At 62.2% G+C, this 17,837-nt stretch carries 19 protein-coding genes and 1 tRNA gene; 11 read left to right on the forward strand and 9 right to left on the reverse strand.

All coding sequences use genetic code 11. The annotated features are described in order from the left end of the window. Nucleotides 1-37: 37 nt before the first annotated feature. From V3330_RS12435 to V3330_RS12455, 5 genes are all read right to left on the reverse strand, one after another. Nucleotides 38-1,363 (reverse strand): putative porin, encoded by a 1,326-nt coding sequence (locus tag V3330_RS12435; RefSeq protein ID WP_354695754.1) that lies wholly within the window; start codon nt 1,361-1,363, stop codon nt 38-40. Nucleotides 1,364-1,527: 164 nt separating this feature from the next. Next, a complete protein-coding gene (locus V3330_RS12440; protein WP_354695755.1) occupies nt 1,528-2,535 on the reverse strand; it encodes a PstS family phosphate ABC transporter substrate-binding protein in 1,008 nt (335 codons plus the stop codon). 151 nt (nt 2,536-2,686) lie between these two features. After that, nucleotides 2,687-4,030 carry a phosphate regulon sensor histidine kinase PhoR gene (gene phoR / locus V3330_RS12445; protein WP_354695756.1) on the reverse strand — a complete coding sequence of 448 codons (1,344 nt, stop codon included), beginning with the start codon at nt 4,028-4,030 and terminating at the stop codon, nt 2,687-2,689. Nucleotides 4,031-4,063: 33 nt separating this feature from the next. Next, nucleotides 4,064-4,762, reverse strand: coding sequence for a phosphate regulon transcriptional regulator PhoB (phoB, locus tag V3330_RS12450; protein WP_354695757.1), 699 nt, complete (start codon nt 4,760-4,762; stop codon nt 4,064-4,066). Between the two features lie 103 nt (nt 4,763-4,865). Next, on the reverse strand, nt 4,866-6,359 hold the full coding sequence (locus tag V3330_RS12455; protein ID WP_354695758.1) for a beta-barrel assembly-enhancing protease: 1,494 nt from the start codon (nt 6,357-6,359) through the stop codon (nt 4,866-4,868). Nucleotides 6,360-6,442: 83 nt separating this feature from the next. Here V3330_RS12455 and V3330_RS12460 point away from each other — a divergent pair, with 83 nt between their 5' ends. The 7 genes from V3330_RS12460 (at nt 6,443) to V3330_RS12490 (ending at nt 11,761) form a co-directional block, all read left to right on the forward strand. Next, entirely contained in the window at nt 6,443-6,790 is a 348-nt protein-coding gene (locus tag V3330_RS12460) for a DsrE/DsrF/TusD sulfur relay family protein (protein WP_354695759.1), read from the forward strand. 8 nt (nt 6,791-6,798) lie between these two features. Then, on the forward strand, nt 6,799-7,158 hold the full coding sequence (locus V3330_RS12465; RefSeq protein WP_354695760.1) for a hypothetical protein: 360 nt from the start codon (nt 6,799-6,801) through the stop codon (nt 7,156-7,158). 17 nt (nt 7,159-7,175) lie between these two features. After that, on the forward strand, nt 7,176-7,484 hold the full coding sequence (locus tag V3330_RS12470; RefSeq protein WP_354695761.1) for a DsrH/TusB family sulfur metabolism protein: 309 nt from the start codon (nt 7,176-7,178) through the stop codon (nt 7,482-7,484). 10 nt (nt 7,485-7,494) lie between these two features. After that, a complete protein-coding gene (locus V3330_RS12475; protein ID WP_354695762.1) occupies nt 7,495-7,839 on the forward strand; it encodes a TusE/DsrC/DsvC family sulfur relay protein in 345 nt (114 codons plus the stop codon). Nucleotides 7,840-8,057: 218 nt separating this feature from the next. Next, nucleotides 8,058-9,062, forward strand: coding sequence for an isocitrate dehydrogenase (locus tag V3330_RS12480; protein ID WP_354695763.1), 1,005 nt, complete (start codon nt 8,058-8,060; stop codon nt 9,060-9,062). 309 nt (nt 9,063-9,371) lie between these two features. Continuing rightward, on the forward strand, nt 9,372-10,574 hold the full coding sequence (locus V3330_RS12485; RefSeq protein WP_354695764.1) for a hypothetical protein: 1,203 nt from the start codon (nt 9,372-9,374) through the stop codon (nt 10,572-10,574). A gap of 92 nt (nt 10,575-10,666) precedes the next feature. Further along, on the forward strand, nt 10,667-11,761 hold the full coding sequence (locus V3330_RS12490; protein ID WP_354695765.1) for an AI-2E family transporter: 1,095 nt from the start codon (nt 10,667-10,669) through the stop codon (nt 11,759-11,761). Between the two features lie 12 nt (nt 11,762-11,773). Here V3330_RS12490 and V3330_RS12495 read toward each other — a convergent pair whose 3' ends face one another. After that, complete coding sequence (locus tag V3330_RS12495) at nt 11,774-13,168, reverse strand: PhoH family protein (RefSeq protein ID WP_354695766.1); 1,395 nt, start codon at nt 13,166-13,168, stop codon at nt 11,774-11,776. Between the two features lie 44 nt (nt 13,169-13,212). Continuing rightward, complete coding sequence (locus V3330_RS12500; RefSeq protein WP_354695767.1) at nt 13,213-13,680, reverse strand: peroxiredoxin; 468 nt, start codon at nt 13,678-13,680, stop codon at nt 13,213-13,215. 108 nt (nt 13,681-13,788) lie between these two features. Here V3330_RS12500 and dapA point away from each other — a divergent pair, with 108 nt between their 5' ends. Together dapA and V3330_RS12510 are read left to right on the forward strand one after the other, a co-directional pair. Continuing rightward, nucleotides 13,789-14,670, forward strand: coding sequence for a 4-hydroxy-tetrahydrodipicolinate synthase (gene dapA, locus V3330_RS12505; RefSeq protein WP_354695768.1), 882 nt, complete (start codon nt 13,789-13,791; stop codon nt 14,668-14,670). 52 nt (nt 14,671-14,722) lie between these two features. Beyond that, nucleotides 14,723-15,397, forward strand: coding sequence for an outer membrane protein assembly factor BamC (locus V3330_RS12510; RefSeq protein WP_354695769.1), 675 nt, complete (start codon nt 14,723-14,725; stop codon nt 15,395-15,397). Between the two features lie 62 nt (nt 15,398-15,459). On the opposite strand, the gene fdxA is transcribed toward V3330_RS12510, so the two are convergent. Together fdxA and V3330_RS12520 are read right to left on the reverse strand one after the other, a co-directional pair. Next, entirely contained in the window at nt 15,460-15,783 is a 324-nt protein-coding gene (gene fdxA, locus V3330_RS12515; protein ID WP_354695770.1) for a ferredoxin FdxA, read from the reverse strand. 44 nt (nt 15,784-15,827) lie between these two features. Then, nucleotides 15,828-15,903 (reverse strand) — tRNA-Glu (locus tag V3330_RS12520). A gap of 183 nt (nt 15,904-16,086) precedes the next feature. Between V3330_RS12520 and pcnB the strand changes: the two genes are divergently transcribed. Together pcnB and folK are read left to right on the forward strand one after the other, a co-directional pair. Next, nucleotides 16,087-17,343 (forward strand): polynucleotide adenylyltransferase PcnB, encoded by a 1,257-nt coding sequence (gene pcnB / locus V3330_RS12525; RefSeq protein WP_354695939.1) that lies wholly within the window; start codon nt 16,087-16,089, stop codon nt 17,341-17,343. A 7-nt stretch (nt 17,344-17,350) separates the two neighbouring features. Further along, nucleotides 17,351-17,830, forward strand: coding sequence for a 2-amino-4-hydroxy-6-hydroxymethyldihydropteridine diphosphokinase (gene folK, locus V3330_RS12530; protein ID WP_354695771.1), 480 nt, complete (start codon nt 17,351-17,353; stop codon nt 17,828-17,830). The last annotated feature ends 7 nt before the right edge of the window (nt 17,831-17,837 follow it).

A 17,837-nucleotide genomic window follows, 5' to 3' on the forward strand; every position in this document is an offset into this window, starting at 1 on the left:
GTATGCCACGGGCACGTTACAGCTCGTGCCGGGACGATTACCGGTATTTGAAATTCAGGTTGAGCTGCAGCCGGTCCTGGTCCTGCGGGTCGCCGCTGGCGAGGCCGGTTTTGTTGATGAAGTAGGTCAATTCGAAAATCCAACGATCCTGGATGGCATATGCACCGCTCAATACATGGCCTTTCGCGTCGGTTCCACCGCGCCCGAAGTCGGAGTCAGCGAGCAGACCGAGCACCGCGTCGGCTTCGAGTTTCTTGTACAGGTAACCCACGGACCAGGCACCCGGGGTTTTGGCCTCGCCGTATTCGAATCCGAGGGAATAGCCACTGTCCTCATCGTCGGCATCGAGGTTGGTCACGTAGTCGCCGAACAGCGTCAATGGCCGGTCGAAGGTGGACAGGGTAAGTTCGGCGAAGGCCTCCACCATTCGATAATCATACCGATAGCTTTGCGTTGCCGCATCGAAGCTGTTGCCAAAGAAGTCACCATCGCCGAAGAACGACCCCTTGTCCGCGGCGTCAACGGCGTAGTAGCCGGCCCCCAGCATCAGTTCGGCCTTGTTGCCCAGCCGAAGGCGTGTACCTCCCTGCAACAGGTAGGAAAATTCCTGTTGTCCGGACGCGCTGTCGCTCTCCAGCCAGGTGCCGAGCCCGTAGGCGAATACGCTGCCGTCCTCGTACGCGGCGGCGAATCCTTCGGGCCGCCAGTCGCCGTCCCAGACCAGTGCGCTGGAACCCACCCGTTTCAACGGGTTCTTGTATTTGCCGCCGAAGATCGCCGTGTTGGTCAGACCGGTCCACTCAAAATACGCCAGGTCGATATTCAGTGACTTGTGCGAGCCTGCCATGCCCAGGGTCTGGTTGGTGGACACGGGGTCTTGCGACCCGCTGGCCAGCCCGAGTCCAACGCGAACGGTATCCGACACCCGGGCCTGCAGGGCGGCACGTGCGCGAATGCGGTTGCGGTTGCGCTCGTCCTGGCCTTGGCGGTCGATGTTTTCATAGCGGTAGCGGAAGTCGCCGGACCACCGGATACGTTCGGCCCAGGCGAGGGCTTCCAAACGGTCGGCGACACGGGCCTCGACAGCCTGATCGATGCGGTGATCCAGATCGGCAAGGTCACTCCCGGGGGCGTCGTCGGCACTGCCGGAGGCAGTATCGTGTGCCGCCCGGACGCGTGTTGCGGGGGCTGCCGTGTTCCGGTTCGTGCCCTGTTCCAGCGCATCCAGGCGTGCGGACAGGGCGCGGATCTGTTCGCGAAGCAACTGGATCTCCGATTGTCCGGTGTCCGCCAGCGCGAGTGCAGGCGCGCAGGAAAGAATGGAGGCCAGTAGCCAGCCCAGCGGCGTTGCAAGATGTTTCATGTTCGGTCTCCAGCCGGTCGGATCGTCACTTCGCCGCGAACCGTGCCAACTCCGGTCGGCTTTTCCGGGCGGCGCACCCTGATTAGCAGCCGCAGTTTATTGCGGTTGTGTGACAGTCCTGTTACGAACCGGAGACAAACGGGGGATGGTGACCAGGCGGTATTTCAGTTTTGTGTCGCATCTTCCCCGGCCGTGGGTGTTTCAATCGCCAGCCTGGCGGCTTCGCGCGCGGCGACTTCCGCCGGTAGCGGAATATAGCCGTCCTTGAGCACCTTGGATTGTCCCAGCCGGGAGAGGGCCATGATCAGGAATTCGCGAGTCAGCGGCCGAAGCGGCCTTTCCGGTTCCTGGTTGATGTAAACATACAAAAAACGTGCGAGTGGGTAAGAGCCGTTGATTGCATTCTCCGGCAGGGCCGCGACGTACGGTTGCCCGGCCCGGCGCGCGAGTGGCACGGGCCGCACGGCGGAAGTCGAATACCCCACCCCGGAATAGCCGATGCCGTTCAGCGAGGAGCTGAGCGCCTGTACCACGGAAGCCGATCCCGGTTGTTCGTTGACATCGTTGCGGAAATCTCCCCGACACAGTGCGTGCTGTTTGAAGTAGCCGTAGGTTCCTGAAACGGAGTTTCGGCCGTAGATCTGAATATTCCGGTTGCTCCATGGCCCGGAGAGGCCCAGCTGACCCCAGCGGACCGCGGAATCCGATGCGCCGCAATTGAGCGTGGAGGAAAAAACCGCGTCGATCTGTTGCAGCGTCAAACCCTCGATCGGATTGTCCCGGTGCACGAACACGGCGAGAGCGTCGATGGCCACGGCGATGGGGGTCGGTTTGTAGCCTCGCCGTTTCTCGAAAGCGCCGATCTCGTTGTCTTTCATCAATCGGCTCATGGGGCCGAGATTGGCCGTCCCTTCGGTCAGCGCCGTCGGGGCTGTCGAAGAGCCCGATGCCTGAATTTGCAGGTTGACATTGGGGTAGAGACGTTTGAATTCCTCAGCCCACAAGGTCATCAGGTTGGCCAGCGTGTCCGAGCCGACGCTGGACAGGTTGCCGGAGACCCCGCTGACTTTCTGGTAATCGGGCAGGCCTTCGTCGACGGTTGCGCGCGCCTCTGCGGTGGCGGCAAAACCCGTGGCGAGCAGAGTACAGAGCGCGACGAGTGTGCGGTTCATCCGGGATTCCTCCTCGTGGCGAGAGATTCGCGCGCCCCCGAGACGGAGCCTGGCGCGGTTTGTCGAGCGCTGGAGCGCCATGCTACCGGCCGCATTTGACAGAACGGTGACAAGCCGGTTCGCCGCCACGATGCGAATCGCCGATGGTGATTCATGCGCCGGGTCCAGCGCCCGGGTGCCGGTCTTCGCTTTCGCCAATAAGGCTGCGCTGCGGTTTGAATTCGCTCTCCCGGGGGAACTGGCAAACAAATTCGCTTCCTTCGCCCAATTCGCTGTGAATCAGCAGCCGCGCCCGGTGCGCGTTCAGCACGTGCTTGACGATTGCAAGTCCAAGCCCGGTGCCGCCGGATTGCCGGGCCCGGTCGGAACCAACCCGGTAGAAACGCTCGGTCAAACGGGGAATGTGTCGACTGGGAATGCCGATGCCGGTATCCCTTACAGCCAGTTTCGGCCCATCGTCGGTGTTGCACCAGACCACGGTGATCTCGCCTTCTTCGGGCGTGTAATTGATGGCATTCATGATCAGGTTGCGAAAGGCGCTTTCGAGGTCGGACGCAACGCCGGACAGGCGCACCTCGGGATCCACCTCGAAACGGATATGGTGCCGGCCGCGACTGACCTCTTCAGCTTGCTCCTTGAGCTGACCCAGCAGGGCAGGTACGTCCACTTCGTGTTCCTCGCCCTGGATTTCATCACTCTGCAGGCGGGACAGTTCGAGCAGGTCATCGAGCAATGCCCGCATCTGCACGGCCTGTGACTGCATGCGCTCGATGACGTCCGAAAGCGTATCGTCCGTCGGGTCCTGGAGCAGTTCGAGATAGCCGAGGATAACCGTTACCGGTGTTCGCAGCTCATGCGAGATATTGGCTACGAAATCACGCCGAACCTGCTCGAGATTGTGCACCCGGGTAATGTCCCGGAATACGATCAAGCGCCGCCCGGACTCGATGGGGACGGCGCTGACCTGCAGCCACTGGCTGTCGTTGGTGGGGGAGGGCATTTCGAAATCGCCCTGTACGTGATCCTTTACATCCAGCCAGTCGGAAAAACCCGGCACCCGCACCAGGTGAGTGATCGCCTGGCCGAGGTCGGCGGGAAATTTCAGGCCGAGCCTGTCCTGCGCGGCCTGATTGCCCCAGGTGATCTCGTCGTTTTCGCCAATGACCAGGGTCGCGTCGGGAATCGAGTGGGTCAGATCCTGAAACTCGCGAATGCGCGATTCGTACCGGTCGGCCTGATGTCGGTGCGATTCAGTCACATGCCTGATTCCATCGAATACCCGGCCCCAGATGCCGTTGCCTGCCGGCTCGGTACGGCCGGGTTGGTCCAACCAGGTGTTCAGTCGCCACAGGTTGTAGAAATTCCAGGCGGTCAACCCCGCCAGGGCGATCAGCAGAATCTGCCACAGCCAGCCGGTCGCCACACCGAATACCGCCAGTGCGGCGAGGGCGGCGAGCAGCCGCCAGAAGTGCCTTTTCCAGCCGGTGCTGGTCACCGGCATCGCCCGTGGACGGGCGCGGTCACGCCTTCAGTCCTCCGCGAGGAAGCGATAACCGTGACCGCGTACAGTCTGCACGTAGCTGTCCGTTCCACTCGGCTCCAGCGCCTTGCGCAGCCGGCGGATGTGTACATCGACGGTTCGTTCCTCGAGGTAGGCGTCCGCACCCCAGACGTGGTCCAGAAGTTGCGAACGGCTGTATGCGCGGCCCGGATGGCTCATGAAGAATTCAAGCATGCGAAATTCGGTCGGGCCCAGATGGATCTCCTGACCGTCATGAAGTACGCGGCGGGATACCGTGTCGAGAGTCAATTGTCCGGTGGTGAGGCGCCCTTCGCCATCGGTCGGGTTCGTTCGGCGCAGCACCGCCCGGATACGCGCCAGCAATTCGCGGGGCGAAAACGGTTTGATGACGTAGTCGTCGGTTCCGGCTTCCAGGCCCGCCACCTTGTCATCCTCGGTGACCTTGGCGGTCAGCATGATGATGGGAATGTCTTCGGTGAACGGGTCGCGCCGCAGGCGGCGTGTGAGGTCGAGTCCGCTGACGCCGGGCATCATCCAGTCCATCAGGATGAGGTCTGGCCGCTCGCCGTTGATGGCGACCAGGGCCTCCTGGGCATTACCTGCCTGCGTGCATTGCATGCCGGAACGCTCGAGTGCGTATCCGATCATGTCGCGGATGGCGGGTTCGTCGTCGATGACGAGTACGTGGGTCTGATTGCTGCTCAAGGTACCTGTGCCCCGGTTCGATACCCGCCATTATATGGCTGCGTGTGTCAGTTTGATTACATTGGGAATTCATGATCGATTATCGCAACGCGGCCGCGGGTGTTCAGGGTGCCGGAGGGTGTTCTTCCAGCCCCAGTTTGGTGACTTCGACTTGGTATTCATTGAGGCGCGCGGTGATTCGGGCGCGCTCGTAGTAACTCAGGTCCTCGCGTTCGATGAGTTCCTGAAGTTGCTGAATCGCTTCATGAATACCGCCACGCAGGTAGTACGATTCCGCAATCGCTTCCTTGGCTCTGACTTCGTTGCCGGCCGTGTTGGAAGCGCGGGCGTACAGCGAATACAGCACGGGATCTTCCGAGTGCGACAGCAGTTGCTCGCGCAGAACCTTGCTCGCCTGTTTTGCACGCTCGACATCGCCGTCATGCAGCAGGGCTTCGCTGTACTCCAGCGAAATGGCATGGTTGCCCGGGAATCCGCGGTACAGATCCGCAAGCCGATCGATCGCCTGGTCCACACGGCCGGTCTGCAAATCGAGATCGGCCAACTGGATCTGGTAGGCGAGGTGATCCCCTTCGGCCATCAGCGACTCGAGGACGCGGCGCGCTTCCTCGTATTCACCCTTGCGCTGCAGGGCGATCGCAATGCCGTAATCCATGGCGGAACGCTGGGCCGGGCTGCGCTCCGGCAGGCTTTTCTCGTGTCTGAAATACTTCAGTACGGTTTCCGGGTAGTCTTCCACCTGGGCGCGCAGGCGGGCCTGGACCAGATAGAAATCCCGGCCGGACGTTTTCTCGGGTTTGGGCATGTCCAGGGCCCGGTCTTCAGCCTCGGCGATACGGCTGACGTTGACCGGGTGAGTGCGCAGGTACTCCGGCGGACCCTCGCCCCGTGCGCGAGTGATTCGGCTCATTTTCTCAAAGAATTCCGCCATGCCGCGCGGGTCGTAGCCGGCGCGTGACAGCGTGCGGATTCCAATTCGGTCCGCCTCGGCTTCGTTCTGCCGCGTGAAATGTATCTGTGCCTGCTGTGCCGCCGCCTGTCCGCCGATCAGTGCACCCTGAATCGCTTCGCCGCTGCCGCCGCCGGCCAGCACCAGCCCCAGCATGGCCAGGGCCAGCGGAATGCTCATGGCCTGCTGGTTTTCAATGGCACGGTACAGGTGTTGTTGGGTGATATGCGCCACTTCGTGCGCCAGTACACCGGCGATCTCGTGTTCGTCGTCGGCCGATAAAATCAGCCCGCTGTACAGGGCGACAACACCGCCCGGGGCGGCGAAGGCGTTGACGACGGGCTGATTGATGATCACGAACGTGAAGGGTTTGTCCGGCCGGTCGCTGTTGGCGACGAGGCGGAAGCCCATGTCTTCGAAATACGCGTTGATCAGCGGGTCTTCATTGAGCACCTCGTAGGCCCGCATCTGGCGGACCAGAGCCTTGGCGTAGTCCTCTTCCTCCTTGCGTGAGATGATGGAGTCCGAGGATGCGCCCATGTCTGGCAGTTCGACACGGTCGGTCTGCGCGACGCTCGCCAGGCTGGTGGCCAGGGTGGCGAGAAGCACGGTGATTCGGGTGCTCGATTTTCGGGTTTTCTTGACCATCAGGATGCGTATCCCGGAGACTCGTTATCTTCAGACAGCCCGCGGACGAGCGGGTTCTCGACTCCGGCGGGAAACAGTTTAGCGTGAAGTGCCTGATCATCGTCAATGAAAGTCCCTGGGGCTCCGGTCTCGCACTCGGTGCCTGGCGTTTCGCGCGGGCGGCCAGCGAAGGCCCGCTCGATGTCGTGGCTGTGTTTTTCCGCGAGGACGGAATCTACAACGCGGTGCAGGGCGGTTCCGCCGACTCCGGAACGCCCGATCTCGAACAGGCCTGGCGTGCCCTGGCGGGCGATGACGGGACGGAACTGCTGCTGTGCCGGTCTTCCCTGGATCGACGCCTCGCGGAGCGGCCGGTCAGCCCGTGGCAGGTTTCCGGGCTCACGCCGATGTTTGAAATCATGCTGGATTGTGATCGGGTCGTCACCTTCTGATGGGCGAAGTGAAGAACAGTGTCGCGATGATCGTGCGGACGCGGCCATACCGGCAGCGTTCCGCGCGCACGCAACTCGACGTGGCCCTGCTGGCGGCGGCGGTGGAGTGTCCGCTGCGCCTTTATTTTCTCGGAGCGGCCGCGCTGCAACTGGCGTCGGCACGCGAAGTGGGCGCCGCGCAACTGCCGGCCGGATACCGGGCGTGGGCCAGCCTTCCGGAATTGACCGCACTGCACGCCTTTGTCGAGCCGGACTGGATCGATTGGCTGCAGCGTCACGGTGACGGCCCGGTCATCGATGTGAACCCCATGCAAACGGAGCACATGCGTTCCGATTGGCGCGCCTGCCGCCGGGTACTGGTCCTGTGAGTGACTCCGGAGCGAAGGTGCGACCGCCCTCGGGTGACGCCGGCGTGCTGCATCTGGTGCAGACAGCCGAAGCGCAAGCGCCGGTCTGGCGGGGTTTCTGCGCCCCGGGTGACGAGGTGCTGCTGATGGACGACGGCGTTCTGCTGCTGGCTGGAAACACCGGGATCGTGCCGCTGCCGGAGGGTGTGCACCTGGCTTGCCTGGATGCCGACGCGCGAGCCCGCGGTGTCGCCGACGTGGCACGTGCGCTCGAAGTCGAGTTGATCAGTGATGGGGAATGGGTGCGCCGGGTCGCGGAGCGGCCCCACTGCCTGTCATGGAAATGAGGGTCCCCGAATGAGCGGGGATGAACTGGAACTGCCAGACGGACGAAGGCTGGCGATCGATTCGCGCGGCTACCTGGTCCGGCCGGAAGACTGGAGTCCCGGGGTGGCGGAGTTCATGGCCGGGCGGGATGGCATCGAGTTGACGGCGGACCACTGGGTCGTCATTGAAATTTTTCAGGAACATTTCGCCCGCTTCGAAATCGAACCACCCATGCGGGTGCTGGTCCGTCGCGCCCGCGAGCAACTGGGCGAGGACAAGGGGACGAGCCGTTACCTTTATCGCCTGTTTCCGGACGGACCGGGTACCCAGGCCTGCCGCTACGCGGGGTTGCCGCGGCCGGTCAGTTGCATCTGAGCATCCGGATTGTTTCGGGTGCGGCGCGCCGGACATCTATCGCGTTGTATAATGGGCGGATTTTGCGGCGGGTCATACTCGCATCGGGACTGCCATGCGGGTTCTTGCCCGCTCAGGAAATCGTCCGGTGTTGACGCAAATTCAGCGGATCGGCCCGCAGACCGGGCTGCCCGGCCCGGTCGAGGCCGGCGCCCGTCGCGCATTGGAGACAACACACCATGAGCCAAGTTATCACCGTCATCAGCGGGGATGGGATCGGTCCTGAAATCACGCGGGCCACCCTGCGGGCCCTGGAGGCCCTGCAATGCGATCTCGAATACGAGCATGTCGATGCCGGTCTCGCCGCCCTTGAGCGCGACGGCGAACTGCTGCCCGAACCCACACTGGAATCCATCCGGAAAAACGGCATCGTCCTCAAGGGGCCGCTGACCACGCCCGTCGGCAAGGGTTTTCGGTCGGTAAACGTCAGCCTGCGTCGAACGTTTGATCTGTACGCCAATGTGCGACCGGTGCTGTCGATTCCCGGCACGAAAGCGCGCTACGAGGATGTGGACATCATCACCGTTCGCGAGAATACCGAGGGCGCCTACCTGGCTGCGGATGCGATGGTGGCCGAAGATGGCAGCCGTGCCGAATCGAAAATGATCATCACGCGCAAGGGTTCGGAACGGGTTACCCGCTACGCATTCGATCTGGCGCGGCGCGAAGGTCGGCGCAAGGTCACCCTCGTGCACAAGGCCAATATTCTCAAGGCCGTGTCCGGGCTGTTTCTGGACGTGTCGCGTGAGGTCGCCCGAGATTATCCCGATATCGAATGCGAGGAAATGATCGTCGATGCGACGTGCATGAAACTGGTGATGGATCCACACCAGTTCGACGTCATCGTCACGACCAACCTGTTCGGTGACATCCTTTCGGATTTGTGCGCCGGTCTGGTCGGCGGCCTGGGCCTGGCGCCAGGGGCCAACATCGGTCGTGATGCCGCCATGTTCGAGGCCGTACACGGTTCCGCGCCGGATATCGCCGGCAAGAAAATCGCCAACCCCTGCGCGCTGATGCTGGCCGCGGCGCAGTTGCTCACCCACATCGGGCGCAACGATGAAGCCGGCCGGTTGCGGCGCGCCATCGTGGCGACGATCGGTGCGGGCGACCGATTGACGCCGGATCTCGGTGGCGATGGTTCGACGGAATCGATTGCGGACGCGATTATCGAGCGTCTCTGACGTCTCCTGGCTAGGTCGGCGGGTCGAAGATGACACGGCCGGATCGGCAGCGTAGAATTTCCCGCAGGGCCTGTTGGGGCGCTTCTGTTGCGTCGACACAACGGTCGCCCGTGACGTCCCTTCGATACTGATCGATCCGCGTGCTGCGGAACCCAATACGTCTGGCGTCAGAGTTCCGATAAATCAGATACTTGCCGTCGTCGCGTGTTTGTTCCGCTCGCGGTGGCTGCCGGATTCAGACTTTCATTGACACCCTGTTGTATTCCTGCCATATTTCACCCTGAATCACTATAGGTGTGTGGGAAGCGTGTGACGCGAATTCGCTCACAGTTCATTGGACTTCTGGCCTGCGCGGCCGGGTTTGCGCCGGGTATCGCCACGGCTCACGGGCCTGGTTTGCCTGCGGCGAGCTTTGCCGCGGGTGGTACGGGCCTGACGTCCTTTTACGTGCTGGGTTTCGAACTCGGCCCGTGGCAGGAGTATCTGGCTCAGGAACTGACCCCGGATTACATGCTGCCCCACAACGTGGCCCCGGTCCGCATTTCCTGGTTGCCCGACAGCGATCAACTGCTGTTGCCGGAATTCGCGCAGGGTCTGGCTCCGGCTGAAGATTCCTACTTTTTCTACGATTTCGAATTCCAGTCCTCAGGCGAATTCCTGCTGCCGGATGCGCAGGCCGATACCCTGTTCCAGGGCTCGCTGTTCGAACGGCAGTACTTCACTCCGGGTATGGAACACCAGGTCAGCGACAACGGTGTGCTCGGGGTAGCGGCGATCATCGCCTACCAGCGTTTCAGCGCAGCCAATCTGGGCCTGTTGTCGGCGACCACGCCGGAATCGGTCTGGTTGCCAGGTGCGAGTCTCGGTTACAACCCGCATCAGGAAACCGGTTACGGGACTGGCGTACGCCTGGCACTGCGCCAGGAGGTCTTCGATCGGTTCGCGGTGGAGACCGGCTATCAGTCACGTATCGACATGGAGGAGTTCGCCGCGTTTCGAGGTGTTTACTCCAACCCGGCCGACCTGGACATTCCGGCCCGGGCCAGTGTCGGCCTGGCGTTTCAGGCCAGCGAACGCTCGTCGCTGAATGTCGCAGTCGAGCGCGTTCTGTACAGTGACATCAACGCGTTTCCCAGCCGCTTTCTCCCCAACCGCTTCCTGTCCCTGCTGGGCGATTCAACCAGTCCGTCGCTCGAATGGGAAGACCTCACGGTTTACCGGGTCGGATGGACCTGGTCCGATGGTGCCCGCCAGCGGTGGCACGTGGATTTCAGTACCCGCCAGCAACCGTCGCCGTCCTCATTGTTGCTGAGCCAGGCGATCGACAGCGAACTGGCCGACAGCGCGCTGGTGGTCGGGTACTCGCGCAAGACCGGAAAGAACCACAGCCTGAGCCTGAACGCGGCCTATGCACCGTCTGAGTATGCATTCGGTGGCAGCGTGCTGGGCATCACAACCGAGGATCTCGACCAGCGCTTCGAGTTGGAAGCATTCTGGACGATGAGTTTCTGACCGTCCCGGCGGTTTTCGCGTCAACGTAAAGCAGGCACCGGCCCGGCCGATGGGTGGGTGACGAGCGCCGTACGATATAAGGAATTCGACCCGTGGAGCTGCTGAAGAACTGGTTCAAACGCTCTTTCTCGGATCCCCAGGTCGTGATCCTGGGCGTCATCCTGGTCATTGGCTTCGCGATCGTTTTCGGTCTGGGCAAATGGTTGGCGCCGATGTTCGCCGCGCTGGTCATCGCCTATCTGCTCGAGGCCGTGGTCGGCTGGTTCGAAAGGGCCGGTATGCGCCGCATGCTGGCCGTCGTGATCGTGTTTCTGGGTTTCCTCGCGCTGGCCCTGTTTCTGTTGTTCGGGTTTCTGCCGCGGATTTCCCGGCAGCTCACCCAGTTGGTCCAGCAGTTCCCCGATTACCTGAGCCGCGGGCAGGATCTGCTCAAGCAGCTTCCCGAGCGCTATCCCCAGGTGGTCACCGAAGAGCAGGTGCAGGCGCTGACGGCGACGCTGGGCCAGGAGGCGGCCAATCTCGGCCAGCAGTTGTTGACCCTGTCGCTGTCGTCAGTGGGCGTGTTGTTGGGTCTGGTGGTTTTTCTGGTGCTGGTGCCGGTGCTGGTGTTCTTTTTTCTCAAGGACAAGGACCTGATGGTCCGCTGGTTTGTCGGCTTTCTGCCCCAGGAAAGGGGGCTGGTGACCACGGTCTGGAATGAGGCGGAGACCCAGATCGCCAATTACGTGCGCGGCAAGGTGCTCGAGATCTTCATCGTCGGCTCGGTAACTTACGTGACCTTCATTTTCCTGGGGCTGGAATATGCGGCTCTGCTGTCCACCCTGGTCGGCTTTTCCGTGCTCATACCCTACATCGGCGCCGCGGTCGTCACCCTGCCCATCGCCCTGGTGGCGTATTTCCAGTATGGCTGGGGCTGGGATTTCGGCCAGGTGCTGATTGCCTACGGCATCATTCAGGCGCTGGACGGCAATGTGCTGGTGCCGTTGTTGTTCTCGGAAGTCGTGAACCTGCACCCGGTGGCAATCATTCTCGCCATCCTGGTCTTCGGTGGGCTGTGGGGTTTCTGGGGGATTTTCTTCGCGATCCCGCTGGCTACCCTGGTTCAGGCGGTCATCGGGGCCTGGCCGCGCAGCAAGTCCGAACCGGCCGGGGAAGCGGAGCCCGTGGGCCCGGAGGATTCCGCCTGATCCGACCGCGGGTCAGAGCGCTTTGGAGGCGTAGTCGGCCAGTCTCGAGCGTTCGCCGCGTCGCAGGGTGATGTGACCGGCGTGCGCCCAATCCTTGAACCGGTCGACCGCGAACGTGAGCCCGGACGTGGTTTCGGTCAGGTAGGGGGTGTCGATCTGCTCCACGTTGCCCAGGCAGATCATCTTGGTTCCCGGTCCGGCGCGGGTGACCAGGGCTTTCATCTGTTTGGGCGTGATGTTCTGTGCTTCATCGATGATGACGTACCGATTGAGGAAGGTGCGTCCGCGCATGAAGCTGAGTGAGCGAACCTTGACCCGGCTGGCCAGCAGGTCGTTGGTCGCGGCCCGGCCCCATTCGCCGCCCTCCTGGGGCTGCATCAGGACTTCGAGATTGTCCGTCAGCGCGCCCATCCACGGTGTCATTTTTTCTTCCTCGGTGCCCGGCAGGAAACCGATGTCCTCGCCGATCGAAACGGTGGCGCGAGTGACGATGATTTCCGAATAGCGCTTTTCATCCATGGTCTGGGCCAGACCGGCGGCCAGAGTGAGCAGGGTTTTGCCCGTGCCGGCCGTGCCCATCAGCGTTACGAAGTCGATATCGGGGTCCATCAGCAGGTTGAGCGCGAAGTTCTGCTCGCGGTTACGGGCATGGATGCCCCAGATGCTCTTGCTGCCGCTGTAGTAATCGTCGACCAGGCGCAGTTTCACCGAGTCGGGATCACGGGTCTTGACGATGGCCTCGATGCCGCTGTCCGCGCCGATGGCCAGGCATTGATTGGGGTACCAGTCGTTGTCGCTGCCCGGGTTGAACCGGTAGTAGGTCCGTCCCGAATCGTTCCATGACTCGAGGTCGCCACGGTCGTCCCAGAAGCCGGTGTCCTGCACGCGCAGACCGCGGTACAGCAGGCTCAGGTCGTCCAGCGCCCGGTCGTTGTAATAATCCTCCGCCTGGACACCGAGAATCGCGGCCTTGATGCGCAGATTGATGTCTTTGGAGACCAGGATGATGCGGCGCTCGCCGTCGTTTTCCTTCAAGGCGAGCGCGGTGCTGAGTATTTCGTTGTCGGCGAAGGAGCCGTCGCGCAGCAGGCTCGAGTGCTGCTCGGGCATGCTGGTCTGGAAATACAGCTTGCCGCCGCTGCGGGGCAGGTCGACCCCCTCGGGCAGCAGCAGATCGAGACCTTCGTCGAGGTTCGAAACATTCTGGCGCTGCATCAGCTCGCCGATGAAGCGGCTGACCTGGCGAACATTGCGTGCGACTTCCGAAAGTCCTTTCTTGGCCGCGTCCAGTTCCTCGAGCACCATCATGGGCAGAAAGACGTCGTGTTCGTCAAAACGGAACAGCGATGTGGGGTCGTGCATCAGCACGTTGGTATCGACAATGTACAGGCGCTTGCTTCTGGCCATGCGCGGTTTTTCCGGAGGTCAGGGTTCGGTGGTTGTGGCCGGGTTCAGGCAGGCAGTGTCTTGACGGCTTCGAGGACTTCGTCCACGTGGCCCTTGACCCTGACCTTGCGCCATTCCCGGCGCAGGATTCCCTTGCTGTCGATCAGAAAGGTGCTGCGTTCCACGCCCATGAATTTGCGGCCATACATGTTCTTTTCGCGAATCACATCGAACATCCCGCACAGTTTCTCATCTTCGTCCGACAGCAATTCGAAGGGCAGTTCCAACTTGGCCTTGAATTTTTCATGCGAGGCGAGGCTGTCACGCGACACCCCCAGAACCTGAGCGCCTGCGCGACGGAACTTGCGGTAGGCGTCGCGAAAGTCACGGCTCTCCGTGGTACAGCCGGGCGTATTGTCCTTGGGATAAAAATACAGGACGACGTGGGTGCCCTTGAGGTCTTTCAACGAGATTTTTTCGACGCCGGTGGCGGGACAGGAAAATGAGGCGACTTTCTTACCGATGCTGATCATGGAAATCCGCGGTTCACGGTGCGGTTGGAGCAGGACAGTGGAGCATACTTGTCAGGTTCGGGCACCGCAAGTACCATGCTCCGGTTTTCCCGTTACCATCCGGCACCCATGTTCACAGGCAGTATTACAGCGCTCGCGACACCGTTCGACGCAGCGGATGAGATTGATTTTTCCGCGCTCGAATCACTGGTCGCGCACCAACTTGACAATGGCACGTCCGCCCTCGTCGTGGCGGGAACGACGGGCGAGTCCGCGGCTTTGCGGGCAGGCGAGTTCGACCGTTTGCTGCAGGCGGTGACGGGACAGGTCGCCGGTCAGATACCCGTTATCGCCGGTACCGGAAGCGCCTCGACTGACCGGACCCTCGAACAGACCCGCCGCGCGGCCAGCCTGCGCGCCGACGCAGTGCTGGTCGTGACCCCGTACTACGTCCGTCCGCCGCAGACCGGGCTGATCGCCCATTTCCGCGCTGTGGCCGATGTCAGTGAACTGCCGGTCATTCTGTACAACGTCCCTTCGCGCACGTCCGTGGACATGTTGCCGGAAACCGTGGCGGAGCTGGCGGGCCATGATCGTATCGTGGCCGTCAAGGAAGCCGTTGGAAGCATGGAGCGAGTCGATGCCCTGCGCGAACAGTGCACAGCGGATTTCGTGGTATTGAGCGGTGACGATCCGACCTGTTTCGAGGCGATGCGGCACGGCGCCCGGGGCGTGATTTCGGTGGCGTCCAATGTGGCACCCGGTCTCATCAGTGAACTCGCCGCGGCCGCGCAGGGCGGCGATTGGGCCGTGGCCGAAGAGTGCGATGCCAGACTGCGGCCGCTCTACGACGGGTTGGCCGTCGAGACCAATCCGATTCCTGTAAAATGGGCGCTGCAGGAAATGGGCCTGTGTGACGCGCGCCTCAGGCTCCCCTTGATTGCGCTGTCGCAGGAACACCGCTCCGCCATGCGCGAAGCACTTGCGTCGCTGAACCTGTTGCGGACATGAGTATCCGCTCGCGGGCCATGGCGGTACCCAAACTCACGTCGGACACTATTGCATGAACCCACCCTCGAAGAATCGACCGGGAAAACTTCTCGGCAACGGCCAGCGCCAGTTGCTGGTGTGCGCGTTGCTGTTCAATATGCTGCTGTTGTCGGGCTGCGGGCTGTTTGGATTCGGAAAAGACGACGACGAAGACCAACCCGAATACTACGAGGCGGTGGAAGCTCCGCCGCTGGAAATTCCCGAAGGCCTGGCGCGTCCGGGTGCTGCCGGTGCCCTGGTCATTACCACTCCGCCTGCGCCCCTGCCGCAGCGGGAACTCCAATCCGTGCCGCCACGGGTTTCCAGTACTTCGACGGGAAAGAATCAGAATGCCGTGCTGCGCTGGGGGTCGGACGGCGCATACCTGCTGGTCGAGGACAGCGCCTCGAGCGTGCAGCGCCGGCTGGGATTCGTGATCAAGCGTGCTGGCATGGGCATGCGTGAACTGGATTCCGGGGCAGGCTACGAGGTGGAGTACTGGCACCAGCCGAAATCCGAAAAAGAGGGTTTTTTCAGTCGTCTGGCTTTCTGGCGTGACGATGCGCCGAATTACAGCGGAACGTATCGGGTCACCGTGCGTGAAGAGGGTGAGAAGGCTCGAGTCTACGTCAAGAATGCGGACGGCTCGGAACCCGACCCGGCGGCTTCGGAACACATCCTGGTCGTACTGGGCGAGCGCCTGGGCTGAGTGTGCATCTGGCCGTGCTCGCGCGGGTGCATCGGGGACGGGGCGGGAGCCCGCCCGGGCATTCAGCGTTCGAGTAAATCCAGCTTGTTCTCTTTTCCGTCCCAGTCATCCGCATCGGGTGGAGCATCCTTGCGCTGGGTGATCACCGGCCACTGCAGCGACAGTTCCGCGTTCAGCCGAATGAATGATTCCTGACCGGCGGGCAGGTCGTCCTCCGGATAAATGGCCTCGATTGGGCATTCCGGTTCGCAAAGTGTGCAGTCGATGCACTCCTCAGGGTCGATCACGAGGAAGTTTGGACCTTCGTGAAAGCAGTCCACGGGACAGACTTCCACGCAGTCGGTGTATTTGCACTTGATGCAGTTTTCGGTAACGACGAACGTCATATGGCTATCCCGGGCAAAGCCGGCACCCGGGCCGGACCGATAGGTGGCGCTCCCTACGAGAATCGAACTCGTGTTTCTGCCTTGAGAGGGCAGCGTCCTGGACCGCTAGACGAAGGGAGCACATTGTGGCATTCCGAGGTTGGAATCACTGAATACCGGTCGCACATGGTAAACTAGCGCAGACGCCGGATTCAACCTGCATCTGTTCCCATTTGAACACCCTCGAGAACGGGGCCGGGAGAGCTGTCGTTTCAATCAGGCACCGATCACCGACCAGGAATTCCTATCAGTAACTACACATCCATTCCAGAAGCAGAGCACGGTATTCCGCTGAAAGAACTCTGCCCGCATGCGACCGAAGTCGTCCGCGAACTCCAACAGGCAGGCTACCAGGCGTACATCGTCGGTGGCGGGGTGCGGGATCTGCTGCTGGGCAAGGCGCCCAAGGATTTCGACGTGGCCACGGACGCGACACCGGAGGAGGTGCACGACATCTTCCCCCGCTGCCGTTTGATCGGCCGCCGTTTCCGATTGGCGCATGTGCGCAAACGCGGAAACCTGATCGAGGTAGCCACTTTCCGCGGTCCACACGATGGCGAAGAGGGCAATGGCAGCGCCAACGGCCGAATTCTGCGGGATAACGTTTTCGGTACGGTCGAGGAGGATGCCATTCGCCGCGACTTCACGATCAATGCCATGTTTCTCGACCCCGTCAGTGGCGAGATCCGTGACTATGTCGGCGGTTACCAGGACCTGTGCGAGCGCCGGCTGCGCCTGATCGGCGATCCGGAAACCCGTTACCGGGAAGATCCGGTGCGCCTGCTGCGCGCCGCGCGCTTTGCGGCCAAACTCGGTGTCGAGCCCGATGCGGAATCGGAGGAGCCGATTCGGCGTCTGGCCGTGCTGCTCGAAGACGTACCCCCGGCCCGGCTGTTCGAGGAAGTCTGCAAACTGTTCCTGACCGGTCATGCGATGCGCAGCATGGAATCCCTGCAGCGTTTCGGGCTCAGCTCGACCTTGTTCCCCGTGTTGCCGGAGTCCGACAAACCCGGTGGTGTGATCATCGGGCCGTTGTTGAAAGCAGCGCTTGAGAATACCGATCAGCGTATCGCCGAGGAAAAACCGGTCACGCCGGCCTTTTTGCTGGCGGCCCTGTTCTGGCTTCCGGTCAAGGCGGGTACGGAGCGTCGCATGGCCGCCGGAGAAAGTGAGCACGAAGCCATCCTGAACGCCGCGGAAGAAGTGTTTTACGCGCAGTCGCGCCGCACGTCGGTGCCCAAACGCTTCACGGCCGTCGCCAAGCAGATCTGGGCCATTCAGCCCCGGTTCGCCAAAACCAGCGGGAAGCGCTGGACCCGGATATTCCGGGAGCCCAAGTTCCGTGCCGCCTATGACTTCCTCTTGCTGCGGGCGGTCGAAGACCCGGCACTCGAGGAACTCGGCGCTTTCTGGACCCAGGCCCAGGAAAGCCGGCCTATGGAAGCCCCTGCACCGGCCCCGTCCGGTCCCCGCAAGCGCCGTCGGCGCCGCCCCCGGTCGCGAAACCGCAAGCGCGCGTGACGCCGCCGTGGCAGTGCTGGTCGGGCTGGGCAGTAACGTCGGCGCCGGGCCGGCCACCCTCGATGCCGCGCTGGATCGTTTGAACAACACGGCCTCGGTCCGGGTCCTTCGTGTTTCCTCGTATTACCGATCCGCTCCCTGGGGTGAGTCCCACCAGCCGGATTTCACCAATGCGGTGGCCGAGTTGGGCTGCACCGTGTCGCCGGAGGGCTTGCTGCAGATTCTGCTGAACATCGAAACGGATCTGGGTCGGGTACGCGACGGGGTTCGCTGGGGACCCAGGACCCTGGATCTCGACTTGCTGGTGTTCGATGACCGCATTATCGATACGCCGCGTTTGCAGGTGCCGCACCCGCGCATGACCGAACGTGCGTTTGTGCTGGTTCCGCTGCTGGAACTGGAGCCGGCCTTCCGCATTCCCGGGGCGGGTTCGGCGCAACGCTGTCTGGATCGGCTGGCCGGCCAGACAGTCAAGCGCCTGCAATGATTCCAAA

The sequence above is a fragment of the Elongatibacter sediminis genome (assembly GCF_037892215.1).
Taxonomy (GTDB): domain Bacteria; phylum Pseudomonadota; class Gammaproteobacteria; order Xanthomonadales; family SZUA-36; genus Elongatibacter; species Elongatibacter sediminis.

Bases quoted from the DNA above. Each gene is read 5' to 3' on its own strand.
- V3330_RS12475 (WP_354695762.1), top strand. From the start codon at position 7,495: ATGAGCGGGGATGAACTGGAACTGCCAGACGGACGAAGGCTGGCGATC.
- V3330_RS12435 (WP_354695754.1), bottom strand. From the start codon at position 1,363: ATGAAACATCTTGCAACGCCGCTGGGCTGGCTACTGGCCTCCATTCTT.
- fdxA (WP_354695770.1), bottom strand. From the start codon at position 15,783: ATGACGTTCGTCGTTACCGAAAACTGCATCAAGTGCAAATACACCGAC.
- V3330_RS12455 (WP_354695758.1), bottom strand. From the start codon at position 6,359: ATGGTCAAGAAAACCCGAAAATCGAGCACCCGAATCACCGTGCTTCTC.
- V3330_RS12480 (WP_354695763.1), top strand. From the start codon at position 8,058: ATGAGCCAAGTTATCACCGTCATCAGCGGGGATGGGATCGGTCCTGAA.
- dapA (WP_354695768.1), top strand. From the start codon at position 13,789: ATGTTCACAGGCAGTATTACAGCGCTCGCGACACCGTTCGACGCAGCG.
- V3330_RS12500 (WP_354695767.1), bottom strand. From the start codon at position 13,680: ATGATCAGCATCGGTAAGAAAGTCGCCTCATTTTCCTGTCCCGCCACC.
- V3330_RS12495 (WP_354695766.1), bottom strand. From the start codon at position 13,168: ATGGCCAGAAGCAAGCGCCTGTACATTGTCGATACCAACGTGCTGATG.
- V3330_RS12440 (WP_354695755.1), bottom strand. From the start codon at position 2,535: ATGAACCGCACACTCGTCGCGCTCTGTACTCTGCTCGCCACGGGTTTT.
- V3330_RS12510 (WP_354695769.1), top strand. From the start codon at position 14,723: ATGAACCCACCCTCGAAGAATCGACCGGGAAAACTTCTCGGCAACGGC.